The organism is Haloferax sp. ATB1 (assembly GCF_000730175.1).
In genome coordinates, this window is sequence record NZ_JPES01000054.1 from 19,260 (window position 1) to 43,068 (window position 23,809).

Annotated in this window: 20 protein-coding genes; 15 read left to right on the forward strand and 5 right to left on the reverse strand. The window is 56.3% G+C overall.

Translation table 11 applies throughout. The features are described from left to right. Positions 1-21: 21 nt before the first annotated feature. The 10 genes from ATB1_RS08925 (at position 22) to ATB1_RS19880 (ending at position 11,904) form a co-directional block, all read left to right on the forward strand. Complete coding sequence (locus ATB1_RS08925; RefSeq protein ID WP_198526070.1) at positions 22-408, forward strand: Zn-ribbon domain-containing OB-fold protein; 387 nt, start codon at positions 22-24, stop codon at positions 406-408. A gap of 107 nt (positions 409-515) precedes the next feature. After that, positions 516-1,757, forward strand: a complete 1,242-nt coding sequence (locus tag ATB1_RS08930; RefSeq protein WP_052367897.1) for an acyl-CoA dehydrogenase family protein — start codon at positions 516-518, stop codon at positions 1,755-1,757. A gap of 197 nt (positions 1,758-1,954) precedes the next feature. After that, entirely contained in the window at positions 1,955-3,208 is a 1,254-nt protein-coding gene (locus tag ATB1_RS08935) for an acyl-CoA dehydrogenase family protein (protein WP_052367898.1), read from the forward strand. Positions 3,209-3,437: 229 nt separating this feature from the next. Continuing rightward, the gene (locus tag ATB1_RS08940) at positions 3,438-4,361 is read left to right on the forward strand and encodes an ABC transporter permease (RefSeq protein WP_157837730.1); all 924 of its coding nucleotides are present in this window, start codon (positions 3,438-3,440) and stop codon (positions 4,359-4,361) included. 6 nt (positions 4,362-4,367) lie between these two features. Then, the gene (locus ATB1_RS08945; RefSeq protein ID WP_052367900.1) at positions 4,368-5,411 is read left to right on the forward strand and encodes an ABC transporter ATP-binding protein; all 1,044 of its coding nucleotides are present in this window, start codon (positions 4,368-4,370) and stop codon (positions 5,409-5,411) included. Continuing rightward, positions 5,411-6,469, forward strand: coding sequence for an ABC transporter ATP-binding protein (locus tag ATB1_RS08950; RefSeq protein ID WP_052367902.1), 1,059 nt, complete (start codon positions 5,411-5,413; stop codon positions 6,467-6,469). Before ATB1_RS08945 ends, ATB1_RS08950 begins: the two co-directional genes overlap by 1 nt. After that, positions 6,466-7,470 carry an ABC transporter permease gene (locus tag ATB1_RS08955; protein WP_082256356.1) on the forward strand — a complete coding sequence of 335 codons (1,005 nt, stop codon included), beginning with the start codon at positions 6,466-6,468 and terminating at the stop codon, positions 7,468-7,470. Before ATB1_RS08950 ends, ATB1_RS08955 begins: the two co-directional genes overlap by 4 nt. A 122-nt stretch (positions 7,471-7,592) precedes the next feature. Beyond that, a complete protein-coding gene (locus ATB1_RS20600) occupies positions 7,593-9,119 on the forward strand; it encodes a sulfatase (RefSeq protein WP_082256357.1) in 1,527 nt (508 codons plus the stop codon). Positions 9,120-9,359: 240 nt separating this feature from the next. After that, complete coding sequence (locus ATB1_RS08965) at positions 9,360-11,162, forward strand: ABC transporter substrate-binding protein (protein ID WP_082256358.1); 1,803 nt, start codon at positions 9,360-9,362, stop codon at positions 11,160-11,162. 184 nt (positions 11,163-11,346) lie between these two features. Further along, on the forward strand, positions 11,347-11,904 hold the full coding sequence (locus ATB1_RS19880; RefSeq protein ID WP_128081449.1) for a hypothetical protein: 558 nt from the start codon (positions 11,347-11,349) through the stop codon (positions 11,902-11,904). Positions 11,905-12,022: 118 nt separating this feature from the next. Here the strand turns inward: ATB1_RS19880 and ATB1_RS08975 are convergent, their stop codons facing one another. From ATB1_RS08975 to ATB1_RS08990, 4 genes are all read right to left on the reverse strand, one after another. After that, positions 12,023-12,820 (reverse strand): enoyl-CoA hydratase/isomerase family protein, encoded by a 798-nt coding sequence (locus ATB1_RS08975; protein WP_042663404.1) that lies wholly within the window; start codon positions 12,818-12,820, stop codon positions 12,023-12,025. A 114-nt stretch (positions 12,821-12,934) separates the two neighbouring features. Further along, entirely contained in the window at positions 12,935-14,158 is a 1,224-nt protein-coding gene (locus ATB1_RS08980; RefSeq protein ID WP_198526071.1) for an acyl-CoA dehydrogenase family protein, read from the reverse strand. Between the two features lie 184 nt (positions 14,159-14,342). Next, positions 14,343-15,083, reverse strand: a complete 741-nt coding sequence (locus ATB1_RS08985; RefSeq protein WP_042663406.1) for a 3-hydroxyacyl-CoA dehydrogenase family protein — start codon at positions 15,081-15,083, stop codon at positions 14,343-14,345. An 85-nt stretch (positions 15,084-15,168) separates the two neighbouring features. Beyond that, the gene (locus ATB1_RS08990) at positions 15,169-15,966 is read right to left on the reverse strand and encodes an enoyl-CoA hydratase/isomerase family protein (RefSeq protein WP_042663407.1); all 798 of its coding nucleotides are present in this window, start codon (positions 15,964-15,966) and stop codon (positions 15,169-15,171) included. A gap of 171 nt (positions 15,967-16,137) precedes the next feature. Between ATB1_RS08990 and ATB1_RS08995 the strand changes: the two genes are divergently transcribed. From ATB1_RS08995 to ATB1_RS09010, 4 genes are all read left to right on the forward strand, one after another. Beyond that, positions 16,138-17,322: a CaiB/BaiF CoA-transferase family protein gene (locus tag ATB1_RS08995; protein ID WP_042663408.1), complete on the forward strand. Its 1,185-nt coding sequence runs from the start codon at positions 16,138-16,140 to the stop codon at positions 17,320-17,322. Between the two features lie 117 nt (positions 17,323-17,439). After that, positions 17,440-18,534, forward strand: a complete 1,095-nt coding sequence (locus ATB1_RS09000; protein WP_042663409.1) for an amidohydrolase family protein — start codon at positions 17,440-17,442, stop codon at positions 18,532-18,534. Then, positions 18,531-18,899, forward strand: coding sequence for a Rieske (2Fe-2S) protein (locus ATB1_RS09005; RefSeq protein WP_042663410.1), 369 nt, complete (start codon positions 18,531-18,533; stop codon positions 18,897-18,899). The genes ATB1_RS09000 and ATB1_RS09005 overlap by 4 nt, the downstream gene beginning before the upstream one ends. Positions 18,900-19,102: 203 nt before the next feature. Then, positions 19,103-20,077 carry a formylglycine-generating enzyme family protein gene (locus tag ATB1_RS09010; protein ID WP_042663411.1) on the forward strand — a complete coding sequence of 325 codons (975 nt, stop codon included), beginning with the start codon at positions 19,103-19,105 and terminating at the stop codon, positions 20,075-20,077. 267 nt (positions 20,078-20,344) lie between these two features. Here ATB1_RS09010 and ATB1_RS09015 read toward each other — a convergent pair whose 3' ends face one another. Continuing rightward, complete coding sequence (locus tag ATB1_RS09015) at positions 20,345-22,480, reverse strand: (Fe-S)-binding protein (protein ID WP_042663412.1); 2,136 nt, start codon at positions 22,478-22,480, stop codon at positions 20,345-20,347. Positions 22,481-22,730: 250 nt separating this feature from the next. Between ATB1_RS09015 and ATB1_RS09020 the strand changes: the two genes are divergently transcribed. After that, on the forward strand, positions 22,731-23,774 hold the full coding sequence (locus ATB1_RS09020; RefSeq protein WP_052367905.1) for a cupin domain-containing protein: 1,044 nt from the start codon (positions 22,731-22,733) through the stop codon (positions 23,772-23,774). Positions 23,775-23,809: the final 35 nt, after the last annotated feature.

Here is a 23,809-nt window from a genome sequence, read left to right on the forward strand (position 1 = left end):
GAACCTCGCCCAGTTCCACCGGTGTCTGAGGACGACGAGGCCGCCGCGTACTGGGAGGCCGCGTCTGACGGTACTCTGGTTGTACCAGAGTGCAACGATTGTGGCTTCGTCCATTTCTACCCGCGACGCACGTGTCCAGAGTGTCTCGGTAACGATGTCTCGTTCATCGAATCTGAGGGTACTGGAACTGTCTATTCGTTCTCGGTGTCCCAGCAGGCGGCCGGGTGGCCTGAGGACGCCCTGCCGCTAATCTATGCGACGGTCGAGCTTGCTGAGGGGCCGCGGATGGTAACTAACATCGTCGGCGCCGACCCGGAAGACGTCAGCATCGGCGACGAGGTTGAAGTGCAGTTTGAGGAGACCGACGTGGAAGACGTTGCAATCCCGGTGTTCACGCCCGTCGAGTAACGGCCCATCGGACGAAGTTCAATCCTCAGTTCCGCGGTTTTTCGACTCACGGCACCATGGTGTGTCTTAGACGAAAACTATTTGCTCTCTAGTAGACCACTTCAATCATGTCAGGTGTGACCAACTCTCATTATGGGCTGCATTTCGAGCAGTCGACCGAAGTTCGAATAATCAAGAAGCAACTGGACGAGTTCATAGAGCGAGAGGTCAAGCCACTGGAAGAAGAGCACGACCAGTACCTCGGTGAGGACGGGATGTTCAACCGGGCCGACGAGGACGGAAAGATGACTCCGGAGTTCCAAGAGATTCGGAATACGATTCGAAGGAAGTCAGCCGAAGCCGGTTTCCTCTCGATGGCGATGCCCGAAGAACTCGGCGGCGAGGGGATGGGGGGGCTCCCGTTTACTCAGGTTCTCGAACACCTCCACAACCGCAATCCCGATGGATTTCACAATATGGTAATGGGTGGTGTCGGTGGCCCCGTCGCACCTCAGCCGGACAATCTTACTAAATATCAAATCGAACAATGGATTGAGCCGTCCATGGCCGGTGAGCTGACTAATGGGATGGGGCTGACCGAACCGGATCACGGCAGCGACCCGACGTGGATGGACTCAACGGCGCAAAAAGACGGCGACGAGTGGGTCATCAACGGCACGAAGTGCTTTAGCACGATGGCACCGATCGCGGACTTCTGGGTGATCCACGCGCGTACGTCTGGCGAGGACGGCGACGTTCGGGGTATCTCCTCGTTTTTCGTCGACCGCGACAACCCGGGATTGGAAGTCGGGAAGTATCAACGCTACATGGGAGATCCGCTAATGCAGCAAGCCTTCGTGCATCTGGATGACTGCTGCGTACCCGAAGAGAACATGATCGGTTCGGAGGGCCGCGGCCTCCTCGATCAGTTGAAGAGTTTTGGATCGACGCGTGTGGAAATAGGCGCGGAGGCCGTCGGTCGGTCTCAGTGGATGTTTGATCAGTGCATCAAGTACGCCGAGAATCGACAGACGTTTGGAGAGCCGATCGGGAAGAACCAGTTCGTCCAGGGGATGTTGGCCGACCTCCGCGCCGACATTGAACAGATGCGGTGGCACTACCGTCACGCGGCATGGCTCGCCGACCGGCGGGAGCTCTCGCGGTGGGAAGAGAGTTCTATCAAACTCCGAGGTGCGGAGTTGTGGAACAAGGCTGCAGACGTCGCCATCCAGATCCACGGCGGCGCGGGCGTCATGAACTCCTTGCCGTTCGCCGCAGAGTACACTCACGCCAGGCGGATGCGCATTGTTGAAGGTACAGACGAAATTCAGAAGCGCAACATGGCCCGTGACTTGCTGAATTTCGATTGACCTCTACACACTGAACGTGTGTTGGCTACCACGTCGGCGTACCTCAACCAGGGCGTTCCCCATGTTGTGCCGAAGGGTATCTCAGTTTCGTTCGTCAGAACCTCAGTAGCCGACGGACGACTACGCTATATGACCGGATAGTGCTGTTCGACACAATGAGACACAAGTTATTTCATGACCTATGGTGACAAGGTACTATGGCGAAAGCAGCAGCGACACCTGATGGACTACACTTTGAGCCATCGACAGAGATCAAGATAATCAAGAAGCAACTGGACGAGTTCATAGAGCGAGAGGTCAAGCCACTGGAAGAAGAGCACGACCAGTACCTCGGTGAGGACGGGATGTTCAACCGGGCCGACGAGGACGGAAAGATGACTCCGGAGTTCCAAGAGATTCGGAATACGATTCGAAGGAAGTCAGCCGAAGCCGGTTTCCTCTCGATGGCGATGCCCGAAGAACTCGGCGGCGAGGGGATGGGTGACCTCGCTTACTCTATGGTCTTCGAACATCTGCACAACCGAAACCCGGACGGCTTCCACCGGATGATCATGTCTGGCGACTCAGAAGGGATGGGAGGTCCGGTCGCACCCCAACCTGACAAGTTGACCGACTATCAGAAAGAGAAGTGGGTGAAGCCATCGATACGGGGTGAGTTGACCAATGGGATGGGGCTGACCGAACCGGATCACGGCAGCGATCCGACGTGGATGGACTCAACGGCGCAAAAGGATGGCGACGAGTGGGTCATCAACGGCACGAAGACGTACAATACGATGGCACCAATCGCGGATTTCTGGGTGATCCACGCGCGTACGTCTGGCGAGGACGGCGACGTTCGGGGTATCTCCTCGTTTTTCGTCGACCGAGATAACCCGGGAATCGAAGTCGGGAAGTACCAGCGGTATATGGGTGACCCACTGGCTCACCAAGCATTCGTGCACCTAGATGACTGCCGCGTGCCCGAAGAGAACATGATCGGTGCGGAGGGCCGCGGCCTCCTCGATCAGTTGAAAAACTTTGGCGGTGCACGTGTTTATATTACAGCTCATTGTGTCGGTCGGTCTCAATGGATGTTCGACAAGTGCGTCGAGTACGCCGAGAACCGCAAGACGTTTGGAGAGCCGATCGGGAAGAACCAGTTCGTCCAGGGGATGTTGGCCGACCTCCGCGCCGACATCGAACAGACCCGGTGGCTCTACCGTCACGCGGCATGGCGGGCTGATAATGGCGAGGTCCCTCGCTGGGAGATTAGTGCGGCAAAGCTCAGGGGCGCACAGTTGTGGAACAAGGCGGCAGACGTCGCCATCCAGATCCACGGCGGCGCTGGTGTCATGAGTTCACTTCCCTTCGAACGCGAATACCGTGAGGCGCGGATGTCCCGAATCGTTGAGGGAACTGACGAGATCCAGAAGCGAACGATTGCTCGCGAATTCCTCGATTTTAACTGAAATTTCGCACGCAATTGTCGACTCTCATGCAATCCCGCTAGATTTTCTCTGACGGTTTCTTCGTTTGTTTTACATCGGCTCTGTCGGAGGGATCACTATCCGCGTTCGTAACTATCGATGAGTGACTCATTCGCCCTTGGTTATTCGTTTCTTTCAGATGATTTCTCGAAAAGCGAAGGGGTGGAAGCAAGATTTATTGTACTGGAGGAAATCTTGGAACGCAGAACACATGGTGGAGAATTCCCTTTCCCACAAGGTCAGGAACACACCTATTATTAGGAACGTTTCGGACGGTCTCAGCGTGATGTTAGAGGACAGATCCACTACGGCGTATTTCGTCATCCTCCTGTTCATCCTCTTTTTGGGTCTTTTTGGACCGCATCTCGCCCCGTACCAGTACGACGAACCGATGTATGGCGACAACGGAGATCTCCTCCGGAATGCTTCGCCAACGGTAGAACATCCGCTCGGAACGACAAGCGCGGGATATGACGTTCTTTCGCGGGTCCTGTTCGGTGCACGGCCAACCGTACTAACCGGACTTATCGGTGGGACACTGATTATCGGGATTGGCCTAACTATCGGTATCACTGCCGGTTACATGGGCGGAGCTGTGGACAATGCCCTCATGCGGTTTACCGATGGAGTCTACAGCGTCCCGCTCTTGCCGTTCGCTATCGTATTGGTGGGGTTCTTTGGCGTCGGCTTCATCGAGTCCGTCGTGGTGATTGGCCTCTTACTTTGGCGTGGTAATGCCCGAGTAATACGTTCACAGGTCCTGCAAATCAAAGAACGGCCCTTCGTCCGAGCTGCGAAGGCGAGTGGGGCGAGCGGTCCGCGTATCGTCTTCAAACACATATTACCGAACATTGCAACTATGGCCGTGCTGTTTTTCTCGCTCGGGGTCGGGTACGCCATCATCATCCAAGCAAGCCTCGCGTTCCTCGGTATTTCGAGCCCGTTTGTCCCATCGTGGGGCGTGATGATAAGGAACGTCTACAACGCCACGCTCATCGATTCGGCGTGGTGGTGGTCACTTCCACCGATGTTCTTGATCGCCTTGACCGTGCTGTCGACGTTCATGTTCGGCCGGGGCTACGAGCGAGTTGTCGGGCACGGTGATGACGAAGCTTTTGTCGAAGGAGCGGGGTGATCTTCAATGAGCAAACCACTACTCGAAGTCGACGACGTAACGATCCAGTACCAGTTGGACGAAGGTCACCTGACCGCCGTCTCAAACGCCACCTTCACTGTTGAGGAAGGATCCTACTTCGGGCTTGTAGGTGAATCTGGCTGTGGGAAGAGTACTCTCGCCTCGTCACTCCTTGGGGGTCTCGATCCGAACGGGAAGGTGACGTCGGGTTCCATCCGATATCGTGGAAAGGAGATCCACAACATGTCCGAACGAGAGCTCAACGAAGAGATTCGATGGAACGAGATATCCTGGATTCCACAGGGTTCGATGAGCAGTCTCGACCCACTCGAACGCATCAGCGATCAGGCCGCGGAGATCGCGCGCGTCCACACCGACTTATCAAAGGAAGACGCTCTCGAGAAACTCCGCGAACTGTTCGATATCGTCGGCCTACAGCCAGAGCGCATCACCGATTACCCACACCAATTCTCTGGTGGGATGCAACAGCGGGCACTCATCGCTCTCTCGCTGTTCCTCGAACCGTCTATCGTCATCGCGGACGAACCGACTACCGCGCTCGACGTCATCATGCAGGATCAAGTACTGAAGTATTTTGACAAGATCAAATCGGAGCAGGACACCAGTATGATCCTCATCACCCACGACATCAGCGTGGTGTTCGAGACCTGTGATTCGATGGCGATCATGCACTCAGGTCAGGTGAGCGAACGTGGATCCGTCACTGATCTGTACGACTCTCCGCGTCATCCGTACTCAATTCTCCTACAAGATGCGTTTCCGGACATCAGACACCCGGATCGAGAACTCAACACTATCAAAAACAGTCCGCCGAAGAACATTGGCGAAGTCGACTACTGCACCTTCGCCAATCGATGTCCATGGGCTGTCGAGGAGTGTTCCCAACACGCTCCAGAACTCGAACCGATCGCAGATGTGGACGACCCGAACAGAAACTCCCATGCTGCAGCGTGCTTCCGCAGTGACGAAGACTTGCTGTCACAGCACCGAAATCAAGAAGGTCCGCAAGTGAGTGAGGGACATAAATAATGACATCAAATACCCCAGTTCTGGAGGTTCGGAACCTCAAGAAATACTTCAGCCAGACGACGAGCTTCCTCGATTCGCTTCGCGGGAAAGAAGAGCCACCAATCCAAGCAGTCGACAACGTCTCGTTCACCCTCGGCCGTAACGAGTCGATTGGCGTAATCGGAGAGAGTGGGTGTGGAAAAACGACACTCCTCGAGACGTTGATGGGGCTGAACGAGCCGACTGACGGCCAAATACTCTTCAAGGGTCGAGACATCTCGGATTTCGATCGCAGCGACTGGAAGAGTTTTCGTCGCAACGTCCAGATTATCTTTCAGGACCCATTCAACTCGCTCGACCCGAAGATGACCATCAATGAGACATTGCTCGAACCGCTCAAGATCCACGGAATCGACGACCACGACCGTCGGATCAGGGATGTACTCGAACGAGTCGAACTCGACCCCCCCGAGCGATACCGAGACCGACGTCCACGACAGCTCAGCGGCGGCGAAAAGCAGCGTGTGTCAATCGCTCGCGCGCTCATTCTGGAACCAGACCTCATCTTGGCTGACGAACCAGTGTCGATGCTCGACGTCTCCACACAGGCTGCGGTACTCAATCTGCTTGAGGACCAGATCGAGCAGTCAGACGTCTCGATGCTGTACATCTCACACGACCTCTCGACGGTTTCGTATATCTGCCAGGCGATTCATGTCATGTATCTAGGTCGGTTCGTGGAGTCGGCACCCACCAACACGCTTCTGTCGGAACCCAAGCACCCCTACTCCCAGAAGCTGATCGAAGCAATACCGATTCCGGATCCGCATACGAACCGGGAGCGGACCCAACTCGAAGGTGCACCCCAGACCCCGGTGAACCTCAATAGCGGCTGTCGGTTCCGGGACCGATGTCCCGAGAGTATGGAGGTCTGTGGGACCCGCCCTGACGACGTCGGCCTCGAGGCAGACGACCAGCATGAGGTCGCTTGCCATCTATACTACGACCACCACGGCAGGGAAGACGAGTCCTTGACTACTCCCCCTGCGGTGGAGACCAACGGGAGGTCAGTTCGATGAGCAGCGTTCGCTGGTTTATTCGACGTAGCATCGTCACAGTGGTACTGCTCTTTGCAGTCCTGACGTTCTTGTTTTTCTTTTTCCGCCTCCTGCCGGGTAGCTATTCGAGCATCATGCTATCGCAGGGAGCGAGTCCTGAGTCCGTTGCCGCATTCGAGGCACAATGGGGCCTCAACGACCCATTGTACGTTCAGTACTTGCGCTACATCACGAATTTCGTCCAGGGGAACTTCGGGTCGTCGGTACAATACGGCGTACCGGTCGTAGAGTACGTGGGAAAGCGAATATTCAATTCGTTTATCCTCATCGCACCCGGAATCACGGTTGCGTATGTCCTTGGCGCCGTCTTGGGAACTGTACTCGGAAACAACCGTGGCTCCAAGTTCGAACGCTACGGACTAACTGCGGTCCTCCTCACCGGGTCGGTTCCAGCATTCGTCCTCGCGATCCTCGCGGTCATCGTGTTTGCCGGCTGGTTGAACCTGTTTCCGGCCTCCGGGATGTTCTCACACGAAGTTATTAACCAGTTCTCCGAGAGTGCGTGGTGGCGACCGTACCTGACGAGTAACTTCCTCTATCACTACATCTTACCATTCTCTGTCGTGGTCATTCGGTACCTCGGCCCGCCGACGCTAATAATGCGGACGAGCGTCGTTGAAGTCTCCGGACAGGGGTTCTTCGACTACCTCCGCCTCACCGGACTACCGAAGCAGAATCTGTTCAAGCACCTCATGAAGAATTCGAGCCTCCCCGTTATCACCCTGTACCCGGTGACCATGACCCGTGCGATTGGTGGGCTCGTACTCATTGAGATGGTCTTCAACTGGCAAGGGATTGGATACACTCTTGTTAACTCTGTAGTTGCTCGCGACGTGCCGGTCGTCCAGTTCGTGTTCTTCCTCGCCGCGGCCTTTGTCATCCTTGGCAATTTCGCGGTCGATATCGTCTACGGGATCATCGACCCACGCGTCGAGGTCGGTGGCGATACGACGGCAGCGTAGGAATCGCGACCCCCATTTCGCTGTGTTCGTGTTTTCGAAGCCTTCTCGGCCTCTACTCTCAGTGATGCTTTCGAATCATTACCCACGGGGGATTTATAGATATCTACGGTAACACACACCACATGGTAGATGAGCAACCTAACATCCTACTGCTGATGAGCGATCAGCACAATTCGCGGTATCTCAGCCACCGAGAGACTGACGTACCGGTTCGAACACCGACTCTTGACGACCTCGCTGAAAACGGAGTAACCCTTGACCGAGCGTATTGCCCGGTTCCAATTTGTACCCCATCTCGGTTGTCCATTTTGACGGGGAGAGAGGCCCGCAATGCCGGGGCTTGGGAGAATAGTTCGCTGCTCAAGCCGGAACTTCCCACGCTCCCGGAGACTCTCTCCGAGGCGGGATACGCAACGTGCTTGCAGGGAAAGATGCACCTCGGCGGTGACCGACAGTTCGCCGGCTTTGACCACCGCGGGTACGGTGACCTCACAGGCCAAACCGGACACCAAGCCGACCCACCGACGGCCGGACTCGAAGGCGGTTGGGAGCGTGCTTCTCGTATTACAGATGCGGGAGTGACAGGGATACCAGAAAGCATGATGCAGGAACACAACGCCGCCTGGGAGACGGTTTCTTTCCTCAGGGAGCACCGGCATCGCAGCCACAGCGAACCGTGGTTCGCCTGCGTCTCCTTCAGCCGCCCACACTGGCCACGAACTGCACCTCGACGGTTCATCGACCGACATCCATCGGACGATTTGCCCCCGTTACGGACCGGCCCAACAGCGGCCGACGAACATCCACATGTAGAGAAACTGCGCACGGTACATATCCCAGACGGCATTGACGAATCTGCGCAAAAAAATGCGCGCGCTGCCTACGCATCGTGCGTCGATTACCTCGACGAAATTATCGGGGACTTACTCGGCACGCTCGAACGCGACGGCTTCCTCGAGAATACCATCGTGATCTACGTCAGCGACCACGGTGAACTGGCAGGTGAGCACGGTCTCTGGGAAAAACAAACGTGGCACGAGGATTCCATACGTGTCCCGTGGATCATTCAACTTCCGAGTCATCGAGCCGGCGAGTGCTCTCCTGGTCGCCTTCAAACGCCCGTGAGTCTCATCGATCTGTTCCCGACAGTGTGCGGACTTAGTGGTGTGCCAACACCAAACAGTGTCGATGGTGTTGATCTTTCGGGCTCCATTCGGCGGACAGCTGAGCCATCCCGCGAGCCTGTCTTTGTTGATTATCTCGCTTCTTACTCCGCCGACGAAGGGTACGTGTACCGTGCAATCATCGATGGACGTCACAAATACGTCCATTATCAAGATGCTCCTGACCGCCTGTTCGACCTGGAGGCGGACCCACTTGAGGAGCACGACCAGATTGGGAAAGAGGAGTACGGTTCCGTCGAAACAAGCCTCCGAACGCTGGCCGAAGACACGCTGGACTTTGAGGAGGCTGCCGTCGAACGTGCGGCAGATCGTGAACACAGGGAAGATCACAAACTGGGAATTCCATCTGGAACCGGAAACGCGTACTATCTACCAGACGGCCGTCTCGTCGATGCTGACACGCCACTCTACCAGCCGCACATACTGGCCGAGGACCCAGATGTTGTGTTCGATGACCACCCATAGTCCGATGGTGACGATTCCCGAATAGGGTTAGATACTCTATCCCCTCGTTGCCATTCCGATGGAGACTGGGTGTTACCGTCGACTTCGGCGTCTTGATCAACTGTTCTGTGGGGTGGCACTGTCCGAGATCCTTTTTTAAAGACAATTGACAAACATATCGGGAAGTAGAGACACCTGATATTGTCGTTGATGTATGAATGTATGCGAACCTATTTATTGATGTAAGAACGTGACATTACCATGCCTGTAATTGACAGTGAAGAGCAGGACAGTGATACCACTGTGAACCGCCGCCGCATACTTCAGGCTCTGGGTACCACAACTGTTGCTGGCCTCGCGGGGTGTAGTGGTACTGGGAGTAACGGTGGAAACACTGCAGGTAGCAATGATGAACTTGGCGAACGCGTTCCGACCCAGACGCTGGCATACTGGACCGGTCTCGGTGGGACGACCGCCACACTCGAAACGATGGCACCGGTCGTCCAGAAGAACCTCCAAGACCGACTCGGCGTTGATGTCGAAGTCCAGGGGCGGGAGCTAACGGCGGTCCTCGGGTCGGCGATGGGAGACAAACGCGAATACGACATGATCCTCGGAACCAATGCCCCCGATCCGTCCAGATTGGACCCTACAGAGGTTCTAGGCATGTACGAAGCAGGTCGCGCGGGTGCGGGGAACCCCGGCAACATTGCTAACTATGCCGACTGCAGTTACACCGAGTTCTCACAACAACAACGTACCACCATTGATGAGGCGGAACGGGCCGACCTCATCCACAGCGCGATTCAGCAGTTCAGTGAGGACGTGGGCGTTATTGCCATCTCCCCACGGGTCATTGCCGGTGCATGGCACCCTGATCAGGTCTCCGTCGGTGGTCATGACAGTGGTGCTGGGATGGACCCGCTTAATCCGTACGTCTACTACGAATCGGAGGCCACCGATGGCGATACTGTCGTCTCGAATGCCAACGCAGTCATGGTCTCGACGACGAACTTCCCGACCGTTGCGTCCCCCCGTATCCACATCATCTGGAGCCATCTGATCAACTCGCCGCTGGTCGAATACGACGACTCACTAGAACTCAGGAACGTGCTTGCAGAGGAGTACACGGCCTCGGAAGATGGCACTACGATCACCGTCACGTTGCACGACGATGCGACGTTCCACAACGGCGATCCGGTGACGGCCGAGGACGTACGCTTCACGTACAAGTTACTCTGGGACAACGCCGACGCCTACCCGCAGGTGACGGCGATGCCATACGAGTCCATCGAGGCAGTCGATGAGACCACGGTTGAGTTCAACATGAAGAATCCGACGCCTGTACTCTTTACAAAGGTGTGGCCGCGGTGGGGCATCCTCCACAAGGAAAGTTGGAAACCTGCAATGGAGAACCCCGCCGAGTTCAGCCTCGACACCGACAACATCATCGGATCCGGTCCGTTCCAAGTTGACTCGTTCCGCCAAGGTCAGATGATTCAGCTGTCGCCATACGGGGATCACCCAGTATTCAACCCGAAATCGCGTCAGGTCATGCAGGTGTTTCAGGGGTCCGAATCAGTCTTCCGAGCGTTCCAGAACGGCCAGATTAGCATGATCCTCATGCAGGGTATGGATACCATCACAAGGATTCGGGACGAGATGGAGAATGCAAAGACGCATACGCAGGATAGCTACCTCGGCGCGCAGATCTGGCCCCAGCACAGCTACGGAGCGACGAAGTTCCTCAAGTTCCGCCAGGCGGCAGGGGCAGTGCTGGACCGCCAGCAGATGATCGCCCAAGCACAGTACGGCGAGGTTGACCCATCCCTGTACCCAACGATTTTCCGCGGAAGCCATCCGTCCCTTCCCTCGGAGGACCAATTATACAAGCACACTGACGACCCAGCAGGGAACGAAGAGCGCGGTCGACAGCTGCTCCGTGAGGCTGGTTGGGGCTGGGACAACAACGGGCGACTGCACTACCCGCCGGACGCGGATTTGACGCCACTGTGGCCCCAGGGTGAATCGCCTTCTCCCGAAGAGTATCCCTGTCTTCAGTAACCAGTGGACGTTCGACTTCAGCTCCATTTTCCACAAAGTATAGTGTCGTTCGCTCTCTGTTCAACGTATGAAAAACGGCACATTGGTGGACAGGCTGACACGTCTGGGCGTTCTCGTCGAATCAGACAACCGACTCCGTCTATCCGAGTCGTTCGACTCTGCCATTGAGGAGTGTCGATCGACGATGTCTTTCAGTGAGCCCCGCGATGTACTCGAAGAGATTCGCACCGACGGCGAAACGCTACAGCCGTTTCTGGATTCCAAGGAGAGCGAGAAACGCTACCTTCCGATTGCCCGCGCTCTTGAGTCTGCTCTCGATCAGACTGTGACATCTGAGTGGCTCCGCGCGATTCCCATCATTGACCAGCTTGCGGACACCACACCTCGTTCGTCGGGCGCTCCTGAACTATTCTTCCCCGTTCACGGGGACCGTCTCCAGGTGCTGTTATCCCTCTATCCTCGGTCGCTCGTGTACATTTGGCGTGAAGACTGCGAACCGTGTGATAGAATGTGCGAGACGCTCGAGGCGGTACTCTCGGACCCACCAGAAGACGTAGCACTGTTCTCAGTTTACGGGCCGGAGTACGCCGATTCCTTGTGGGAAACATACGACGCCTACGGGGCACCTATCGTCCTCTTCGTCCGCGATGGTTCGGTCGAGACGCGACTCGTCGGTGTTCATCATCAGGTAGTCGTCGAAAATGAAACCGATATTCTCCGGAATGACTGGGGACCGGTGTGACAATATTCCACTCCGCTGCCGACACGTCGTTCGATGCGTAATCGAACTTGTCTCCAAAATTCTTCTGCTGAGTCTGTCAGATCGACTCGTTGCTTTCGTTCACTCAGGCTCGGAGTCGCTATTTACCCATGAAGTCCGGTTCGCGGTCCTCGGCGAAGGCTTTCATCCCTTCCTTCGCGTCCTGCGTCTCAACCAACGATTCAGAAATGCTCCTGTCGTACACGAGGCCGGAGTCAAGTCCGTTTTCCATCGCTATCGCGACCGATTTCTTGGTCGCTTGCACCGCGAGAGGCGCCTGAGACGCGATAGACTCGGTAAAGGTCTGTACCTCGTCGTCGAGTGCGTCTACCTCGTAGATATCGTGGACGAGGCCCTCCTCGGCGGCTCGTTCCGCAGAGAAGTGTTTGGCCGTCATCACCAGCTCTTTCGCAACCGCTGGACTCGCCAGTCGGGCAACGTACTGAATACCACCGGCACCCGGAATGATCCCGAGTCCGACCTCCGGAAGTCCGAAGGTACTGTCTGCGCTCGCAAAGCGGAAGTCGCAGGCGAAAGCCATCTCGAGCCCGCCGCCGAGACAGTACCCTTGGATCTTCGCGATAACCGGTGCCGGGAACTCCTTGATCAATTCGTACGGGGAGCGTTCGGAACGCGCCCCTTTGGACTTATCTTCGAATCCACCGACGTCGACACCGGCACAGAACGCCCGATCCCCGGCACCTTCGATTACTACAGCACGGAGTGCAACGCCGTCGGTCTCGTCGTTTTTGGCCTCGAGTTCCTCAAGCCCCGCGACGATCTCTCGTTTCAGCTGCGGATTAAGCGTGTTTAGCGCCTCTGGACGGTCGAGCGTAAGGTGGCCAATTCCGGTTTCTTCGTCGTACTTGAGAGTGATAGTCTCGAATTCCGCTTCCATGCAGTCATGTGAACGTGGACGTGCATTAGTTGTTTCTCTTCGAATGGTCCGGAACGACAGGATCACCGCACCCTAGTAGCGCCCACGTGAAAAACGACGTCCCCGGTCTGGAGATTACAGATCTAAGAATCGACGGGCTATCGTCCGTTTCTGGATCTCGTCAGATCCCTCGTAGATACGGGTCACGCGACCGTCACGGTACAGCCCCTCGAAGGGGAGTGACTTCATGTAGCCCGCGCCGCCGTGGATCTGGATAGCGTTGTCAGCGACATCACACCAGAGGTTCGCCCCCTGAAGTTTGGCTGCACTCTGCAACCACCGATACTCTTCGCCTCGGTCCATCTTCCACGCGGTGTACCGGTACAACCACCGAACCTGTTCGATGGCGACGCGCATCTCGACGAGCAGTTCCTGTATGGATTGGCGGCTGCCGATCGGCTCTCCGAACGTCTTTCGGTTCTCGGCGTACTCGACGGATCGATCGAACATCCACTGTGAGATCCCCACAGCTTTCGCCGGAATGTGGAGTCGGCCCGCTCCGACCCACGTCATAGCAGTACGGAAACCCTGTCCTTCCTCACCGACCATCTGCGACTCAGGGACACGACAGTCGTTGAAGTGGTTGATCGCCTGTGCACCCTGCTTCGTCCCCATCGATCGCTGGATTTTCCCGATCTCCCAGCCAGGATTGTCTCGGTCAACGAGGAAGGTGGAGATCCCATCGGCGTCCCCGTCTTCACCTGACGTTCGCGCGTGAACCATAATAAAATCGGCCTCTACCGAGTTGGATATGAACGCCTTTGTGCCGTTGATGACCCACTCGTCGCCGCCCTTCTCGGCAGTTGAGTCCATCCACGTCGGATCGCTGCCGTGGTCCGGTTCGGTCAGCCCGAAAGTCATGTGTTTCTCGGCGTTCATCACCGGTTCGAAGTACTTCTCGCGCTGGTAGTCGTCGTCGTACAATGGAATGATCGAGTGGTCGACGGAGAGTCGGTCAAAGATCAGCGTATGGTATCCATCGGGGTCCCGGTTGTGCAGGTGCTCCATCACCATGGTATCTTCCAAGGCGTTGAGTCCACCTCCACCGACCCGTTCGGGCATGGCCATCGTGTAGAATCCCGCGTCGACCGACTTCTGGTGAATCTTGTCCCTGAGTTCGAGGTATTCGTCCACGAGACGATGATCACCGTCGACCATATTGCGCTCCCTATCTTCGCCCAGGAACTGTGGATACTCTTCTTCCAGCGGCTTTACTTCCTGTTCAATGAATCTGTCAATTTGGCTATTTATTAGCTTGACCTGTTCGGGAGTCTCAAAGCTCATCGCTCCGTCTGACATACTCTGATTTGGCGCGTGAATTCGCATAAGTATACCGGAACCCCACCTCTCGTGTTTCTCGTATCATCCCCTGGCGAGTACGTCGATCAACATCCTCCGACGATAAGCTCCCGAGATCTCACCTATCCTCTAAAAATGGGCTCGTCGTTTCCGGTTGTGGGATTCGTGCTCTTGACGGAGTCGACTAGTCCCACTCCTCACCGAGACCGGGGCCTTCCAGTGGTCCAACCGGGAGGTTCCGACCCTCACGTAGGGCAATATTTACTTGTTCTTCGGTTGCGATACCTTCGCGGACCACTTTCCGCGCCTCTTCACGCATGGCCGCCCAGCACCGGTTCACGATGAACCCGTAGTGGTGGGGGTCGTCGGTGATCGTGACACCTTGTTTCCCGACATCGTCGACGATAGACTCGGCAAGTTCGATAACCTCGTCGTCTGTTGCGGGTGCTCGGATGATTTCGACCAGGTTCATCACCGGGACAGGGCTAAAGAAGTGGGTTCCGGCGACCCGGGAAGAGTCCTCGACGACGTTCGAAAGGCCAGTGATCGAGAAACCACTCGTGTTGGTGAATATCGGGATATCGTCAGTAACCTCGTCGATCTCTTGAAAGACCTGACCCTTCAGGTTGAGATCCTCAGTCACCGCTTCGAGGACAAAGTCTGCGCCGTCGACAGTCTCCTCGAGGTCGGTCGTCAGTGTCAACCGGTCGAGGGCGTCTTCCATTTCGGACTCGGTGAGATACCCACTATCGACGGCCCGCTTCAGACCATAGCTCCCGTTGATCATCTTCTCTTTAGTCTCGGCGAGGATGTCCTCGTCGATATCCCTGATCGTCACGGAGTATCCGTTCTGAAGCAGAGTCTGTCCGATACCGCGACCCATGATGCCACCGCCGATGATGGCAGCGCTATCTACAACTGGCATAACGTATGAGGTAGATTCTCCCCTACTATAAAGAAATTACCCATGGGTGTACACTTTTAACACATGGGTTACTTCGTCCGGACGGTTACTTCCCCTGGAAGTCCGGTTCGCGGTCCTCGTGGAACGCTTTGACCCCCTCCTCGGAGTCTTCGGTGTTCGTTACGATCCCAACACCCCACGCCTCCATCTCCAAGCCGGACTCCAGTGACGACTCGATTCCACGATTCATGACATGCTTGGCGATCTCCATTCCGACCGGTGAGCGGTTCAGATAGTCGCCCGCGACAGAGTCGACGAGGTCGTCGAACTCGTCTTCCGGAGCCAATTCGTGAATGAATCCGAACTGGCTCATCTCACTTGCACTGTACTGCTTGCCGCGGAGGACCATGTCTTTTGCACGAGACAAACCGATGAGTCGGGGGAGCCGTTGGGTACCTCCCGCGCCCGGAATGAGGCCAAGTTTCGTTTCGGTCACACCAATTCGAGCATCCTCAGTGGCGATCCGCGTGTCACAACAGCACGCGAGTTCGCATCCACCTCCGAGAGCGTACCCCTCTATCGCCGCGACCGTAGGTTTCCCGACGTTCTCGAGTTTTCTGAACGTTTCCCGGGTCGTTCGACGACTCTGACTCAGTCGATCGTGAGGGGCAGGATCCGAATCCTCGTCATCGTCTCCGACATCGCCGCCAGCACAGAAGTTTCCGTCTCGTCCTCGAACCACGATGACGAACACGTCGTCGTTTGCCTCGAGGTCGTCGAGTGCGTCTTTTAGCTCAACGGTCATCGTCTTCGAGATGGTGTTGAGCTTCTTTGGCCGGTCTAAGATGAGGTTCGCTCGTCCACTGTCCTCGATCTCCACGGTGATATCACTGTAGTCGGACATCTGGTATGAGTTCTACATACGAATATTTAAAATCTGCCACTATCTGAACTCCACGTGAACTGCGATCCCGAGCCCACATTAGCGACCTCGAACAGAGGTTCGTAAACTACCATCAGATCGTGCTGATACCAGGGTTTATGCAGGGGTAGCTCGCAATATTGAGTGACTAATATGGCCGCTGAGCAGCCACTGGGGAGCGTCGATGTCGTTGAGCTTGGAACTGCGCTTGCGGGGCCGTTTGCGACGAAGCTCCTCGCGGACTATGGAGCTAATGTTGTCAAAATCGAACGGCCCGACACGGACCGAAGTCAGATGGCGTCAAGTCCGAGCGCCCCAAATTATACCTTTGCGACGTACAACGTGGGGAAAGACGCGATCACTCTTGACCTAAAGTCATCAGAAGGACAGGATATACTCATGGAACTGATTAGCGAGGCCGACGTATTCCTCGAGAATATGCGAAACGGCGTCGTAGAGCGGCTTGGATTCGATTGGGAGGTGATGCGGAAGCGGAACCCGGGTCTGATCTACTGTTCGGTCAGCGGCTTCGGTGATACCGGTCTGTATGCAGACCGTCCAGCCTTCAACGGTGTCGTCACCGGAATGAGTGGATGGTTGTCTGGGGAGGACAACCCGACTGGTTCGCCCGTCGCCGCTGCGGATCACATCACCGGGTTCTGTGCTTGGGGAGGTGTTCTCACTGCGTTGGTCAACCGCGGTGTACGCGGGAGAGGTGAGAAAGTAGAAGTCTCAATGCTCGACGCGATGATGTCGTGTGCCGGCGAGGAATTTGCTGGATATTCAGCGGTTCGATCGGGATACGATGTCGGCGACCCCTACAAGACACCGATTCAACCAGGAGGATACTACGCAGTCGCCGACGGACACATTACGCTCGTCGTCACGCAGGGGCAGTGGGAAGCGTTCACTAACGCCATCGAGAGACCTGAATGGGCCGACTCCGAGCATCGCTTTGCGGAGGAATCCTACCGGCTCGACAACCCGGATGACCTCCGAACGGAACTGGAGGCAGTCCTCTGTGAGCGAACTGCTGACGAGTGGTTGACGCACCTGAACTCGGTGGCGCCTAGGGTTCCTTGTGGTCCTGTGTACTGGATCGATGACGTCGTCAACGATCAACACATCATTGAACGGGAACAGGTCTGGACTATTGACCATCCGGAGACGGGAGACCACCTCGTGCCGCGTCCACCGGTTCGATTTTCGAGCCACACCCAAGACGTGGACTCAGTACAGCCTGCCCCCGACATCGGTGAACACACTGAATCGACCCTTCGCTCGCTTGGCTATACCGACGATGAAATACGGTCACTCCGTGACGGTGGAATCATCTAACCGTTATCACGCGAGTTATGACAGTAGTTGCGTGCAGGCAGGAATTCTTTTGCTGACCTGATTGCTTTCTCACCAGCACCGGAATTTACTTACCTACCCGGAAAGCAGTGATAACACATGCCAGAGAGTGGTACACAGGAACACCGAGTGATAGATGTCGACGCGCACTATCTCGAATCGTACGAAGATATCGCTGAGTACATGGATGAACCTCACAAGTCGCAGTATTTAGACAGCGGGTTCGGCGAAAGCGGGACGAAACAGAACGCATCGGCGTACTTCCCGATATCGACAGGTGACCGGCAGGCCCACGGGAAGATCAAGCGAGACTACTCGAACTATCCAGACGATCCTGAAGACGTCGAGAACATCCCGGCTGCGATGGACTTCTTAGGTATCGACATCCAGATTATGATCTCCCACCAGGTCCTCGCTACTGGGGGTATCAACTCTGACGACGAACGTGAAGCCCAGTTCTGTAAGGCCTACGTTCGATACATGCTCGAGGAGATTGTCGCCCCAGAGGATGGTATTTACACGCTCGCCCCAATTCCTTACTACGACCTCGACGCTGCCCACGAGGTACTCGACATGATCGAGGGTGAGAAGGGAATCATTGGTGCCTGTATGGTCGCTGCAGGCGCGACTCCCCCACTCGGTAACCGGAAGTACGACACCATCTACGAGCGTGGGGAACAGATGGGTCTCCCCTTCGTGTTTCACACTAGCGGTTCCGGCCTTGACGAATACGTACGGGCGGGATACGAGTCGTTTACCGAAACCCATGTCCTCGGATTTCTCGAATCGAACATGTCTCAACTAGTCAGCCTCATCATGCAAGGAGTCCCGGTAAAGTTTCCCGACCTCGACATCATCGTGATGGAGTCGGGGATCACCTATGTTCCCGCACTCATGGCCCGGCTCGATGAGGAGTACCTCAAACGAACCGAGGAGGCACCGCTCCTGGAGAAGCGTCCGAGCGAGTACCTGAAAGAGATCTACTACGGCACCCAGCCCCTCGAAGTGAGTACTGACCCGGAGTTCCTTCAGAAGTGTATCGAGATGGTTGGAGTGGACAGCTTGATGTACGCCTCCGATTATCCGCACTGGGACTACGACTTACCGGAGTCCATAACGGAACTCCCCTTCCTTTCGGAGGACGAGAAGCAAGCGATTTTGGCGGATAACGCCGCGGAGGTGTTCGGCCTATGAGCGACCGTATCCAAGTCAAGTCCGAAGACGAGTTTGAGGACGGTGAACGCGTTATCGTCGACGTGGATGGAAGGTCTGTCGGAGTCGTCAACATCGACGGAGAGTACTACGCCATCTTGAACGAGTGTGCTCATGCTGGGGGTCCAGTCTGTGAAGGTCAGATCAAGCCCCAACTCGAGGGCGAGTTCGTCGAGCCTGGAAAACGGGTCAAAAAGACCTTGAGCGAAGATTCACTACGCATCTCGTGTCCTTGGCATGGGTGGGACTACGACCTCGAAACCGGTGTCCATCTCGGACAGTCCGACATCTCGATTCCGACCTACGACGTCACCATCGAAGACGGTGTGGTCTACGTCGAGGGGTGATCCGATCTCACCGACATGTGCTTTCCAACCATGTCACACCAAGGTGCAAAAATCGCCCACACGTGACACTCACCTACGCGATAACAGACGAAGCTCCAAGCACATCAACATCTGACTCGAACCGAATCAGAATAGAACATGATTCGCGTTCGGGCAATAGCACCGAACAGGTTTCGGACCGACGAATGGGCCGGTGATGGCGTATGCGTGACGACTCATCGTGCTGTTCACCGTCTCGAGACGGGGGAGGCGATACAGACCCTCCCAGCCAATCAAGATCCTCCGGTGGAGATGTGAACACGGCGAGAATGGTCCGACTTGACAGCGGACAGTTCAGGATGGGAACAGACTCCGAGGTCGGTTTCCCTGAAGATGGTGAGGGACCAACTCGGGACGTGATCGTCGATTCGTTCTACGTAGACCAGCACGCGGTGACGAACGCCGAGTTCCTCTCATTCGTCCGCGAGACAGGCTATACGACCGATGCTGAGCGGTACGGCTGGTCGTTTGTGTTCGAGGACTTCGTCACCGACGGGAACCGGTCACACGTCATCCAAAACGTGGTTGATACATCGTGGTGGGTTGCTGTCCAAGGGGCGAACTGGTTCCGGCCCACTGGGCCGAGTTCTACCATCATCGACGAGGGATTGTTGACTCATCCGGTCACGCACGTTTCTTGGAACGACGCCGTCGCCTACGCGGAGTGGACGGGGAAACGTCTGCTTACGGAGGCAGAGTGGGAGTTCGCAGCCCGTGGTGGTCTCGAAAACAAGCGATACCCATGGGGCGACGACATCACTCCCGGCGGAGAACACCGGTGTAACATCTGGCAAGGTTCGTTCCCGGACCAGAACACTGCCGAAGATGGGTACCTCCGAACCGCTCCTGTCGACGAGTTTCGCCCGAACCACTATGGTCTCTACAACGTCGCTGGAAATGTTTGGGAGTGGTGTGCAGACTGGTTCAGTCCGGACTACCACACGACGGACGGCTACTCACGAATGAATCCGACCGGCCCCAATTCTGGCACCCATCGCGTGATGCGTGGGGGCTCGTACCTCTGCCATCGGTCGTGGTGTAACCGGTATCGCGTCGCTGCGCGGTCGAAGAACACTCCGGATAGCTCCGCAGGAAACGTCGGGTTTCGGCTTGCGGTCGATACTCAGCGCGTCGAGTGACGGCAGTTCATGGAACTCACCGTCCCCGTCGACTGGCGCTTCGAACCACGAGCCACCTTTCTGAACTCGAGCACTAGGTACCACCTCGCGGGCCAATACTCCTTGTCGTCTCGTAGCGAGTCGGAGCGGTCATTCGCGTCGGGGGTGCACAGACGACAGAACCCCTTCTGGGCTCGAGTGGACCACTGCCGAGCAACCAAAGGGGAAGAGAGTCTGTAGCAACGGTTGGATGCCGTTTCCGACAGTCAATACACCGTGTCGAGCGGGTTAGTCCGTGGGTTCGGTAGCCGTTGTTTCGACGGCCTCGATCAATAGCTCTGCCACGTCGACGATCTCTATCTGGTCCTCAAAGCCCCCCGTCTTCCGACCGTCCTCGTACATCGTCATACACATCGGGCACGCGACGACGAATTTCTCCACGTCTGCTCCAGCACCGGTGTCTTCGAGCGCCTCCCGGAGCCGTTCTTCGCTCGGTTTGGTTTCATCGTCGAAGTCCATCCAGAGACCCCCGCCGCCACCGCCACAACAGAACGAGTTCTCACGGTTTCTCGGCATCTCGACGAGCTCACAGCCGGTCGCCTCGATTAACTTTCGTGGGGCTTCATACTCGTCGTTGTACCGTCCGAGATGACAGGGGTCGTGGTAAGTTACGGTGTAGTCGAGTTCAGTTCCGCCCAGACCGAGCGCCTCGTCGTTGACGAGCTCTTCGACGACCTGTGTCCAGTGAAGCACTGGTACACCATCCCAGGACCCATCGACGTCGAAGGCCATCATCGGGTCATCGGCGAATTCATCGAAATCGACCTCCGGGTACTCGTTCTTGAACGTGTTGAACGAGTGGGGATCGGTACAGACGATTTTATCGAAGTCACACTCCTCGAAAGATTCGACGTGGTGGCCCGCCTGTTCAATGAAGAGGAACTCCTCACCCAGTCGGCGGATGTCGTTTCCGTCGTATTGCTCGTCCTCATAGAGGATGCCGTACTCGACATCGGCTGCCTCGAACAGCGTTGCTAACGAGCGAGCGACCTGTTTGTTCCGTTCGTCGTAACTCGGGAAGTCACCGACGTACCAGAGGTACTCAACCGTGGTGTCGCGAACGTCGTCGATATCGAAGTCGAGTTTGTCCGACCAGTCTGCGCGCTTGCGTTGCGGGTTTCCGAAAGTATTCCCCCGCTGCATCACGTTCTGGAAGGTATCTTGGACGTTCGAATCGATGTTCCCGTCGTCGACGAGCTGGCGGTTGAGCTTCGTAAAGCTGTTGAGGTGTTCGATGTCGACTGGACAGGCATCCATACACGCCATACATGCCATGCAGGATTCCATCGTCTCGGCCTGGATCACACTCGTTCCTCCGTCGGCGATGATCGGTATCTCTTCGCCGCCGCTGTCCACCGACTCACGGTAGCGCTTCAGATCCAGAATCACGTCCCGCGGGTCAAGCTTCCGACTCGAGGCGTTCGCCGGACAGACCGATGAACACCGCCCGCACTTCGTACACGCGTCCTGTTCGAGCATGTTCCTCCAAGAAAAGTCACCTATAGTCTCTGCATTGGTTGCTTCGAGATCCGCCGGAATGCCCGGCAGTCGCTTTCCGGCGTCGTCATCCTTCGTGACGACGCTAGCGAACGAGGAAAGCATATGAAGAGGTTTCCCCATCGGTATCGCCGCGATGAACCCCAGTGCCAGTACCGAGTGTGCCCACCACACCAACGGGTAGGCCGCGCGGGCCGATGCTGCGGTTACACCGAGTTCGCTCAATACGAGCGCGACCGCCCAGCCGACGAAACTCACCGTCTCGAACGAAGGGAACCCCTGTCCGACGATTCGAACGGCCTCTGTCAGGTAGCCACCGACCCCCAAGAGGAACAGGGTCCAGACGAAGAGATCGTCTTCAAGACCAGTGTGGCGACCCCACAGACGTTGGTTCCGCGCTGCGTATCGTCGATAGAGGACGACACTGAGACCGACAACGAACAGCAATCCCATCGCGTCTACGATCAGCGAATATGATAGGTAGAAGTCCCCGACGAAGAACGACTGCCCGGTGAGTGGTCGATAGAGGTCAATATCGATCCCGAGTATCGTGGTCGCGACGAGCAGCGTCAGGAATCCCCACATGATGAAGGTGTGCATGACCCCCCCAACGAAATCACGGTCGAATATCGATCTGTTCGAGAGGACGACCCTCACCGCGGCAAACACGCGACTGGGTAACTCGTCGAGACGATCGAACTCGTCTTCACTTCCTTGGCTGTAACTCTTTATTTGCTCGTACAGTCCCACAACGAACACGATGACGGCCACCGCGGCGAGGTAGTAGAACACGGCTTTCCCGACCGGGCTGATCTGCCAAAACGTCGGACGGGTGACTTCACCTCCGGCTTGGAGTACGACAGACATACCTACTCAATGTGTGAGTTGCTTTTAATAACTTTCGTCGCCGAACCTGGCAACGTCCCTGGTTCGTCGGTACCTTGCAACTGGCCTGTTTCGTCTCTCACGACCTCAACTGGACCGCCGTTCTCACTCCATAGCGTATTGGTAGCCCGGTATTCCCCGGCTACAAGCGTAATCGGCAAGTGGTCCCACTCGGCGTTTATCCGCATCATCGAAAGATATAGGATAGTGGTAGTGCATCACACGAACGCGCATGAGTGAGAGCGACTTGCAAGAGTTTCATCGAGAACTACACGAGCGGAACTACCAGGGACAGTGGGAGAAACACGAGAGCGACGAGAGGGAACCGAGACTCGAGCCGTATCTCTGGAAGTGGAACGAGATTATTGAACTGTTGAACGAGTCCAAGAACCACATCTCGCTTGACGAGATGGGTGCCGGTTCGCGCCGAGCCCTCGTTCTGGACAACCCGTCGGAAGGGGCCGACCTCAGGGGACCGAGTTGGACACTGTTCGCGGCCGTCCAAATGATCGTTCCAGGGGAGGTCGCTCGTGCCCATCGCCACAATTTCGAGGCGTTTCGCTTCATCATCGAGGGCAACGATTCCGTAATCACCAACGTCAACGGTGAGGCACTCCCCGTTCAGACAGGTGATCTCCTCCTCACCCCGAGGATGGCGTGGCACGACCATATTAACAACTCCTCCGAGGACGTCGTTTGGATCGACGGTCTGAACACACCGTTCATCACGGACGCTCTGCACGATATGCATTTCGAGGAGTACAAGTCTGCGCGACAATCCGAGAAACACACCTCAGGCTACTACGAGTCGCAGTTCGGAACGATGCGGCCAGTCCAGGAGAACCCGTCTGATGATACCCCACCGTACCGGTTCTCCTGGGAATCCGCGAGACGATCCCTTCAGATGGCGGTCGACGAGGACGAACACTACGACCCGCACAATGGTTACTTCCTCGAATACGTGAATCCGCGTACTGGGCACGGTCCGGTGCTCCAGACCATCGCCCTCGGTCTGCAACTTCTCGAAACTGGAGACGAGACGCTGTCACACCGGCACAACAACACCGAGATCTATCACGTCGTAGAGGGTGCCGGTGAGTCGTCAATCGAAGGCCAGACCTTCGAGTGGGAGGAAGGCGACTTTTTCGTCGTTCCACCGAATCGGTGGCACCACCACCGCGTCACGTCAGACGACGACGCTATACTCTTCAATATGACCGACAGACCGATCTTCGAGGCGTTCAACCTCCACCGCAGCGAGTCGAAGGGCGCGTAATCCCACGTTTCGTCTCCATTCTCTCGGTTCGGCTA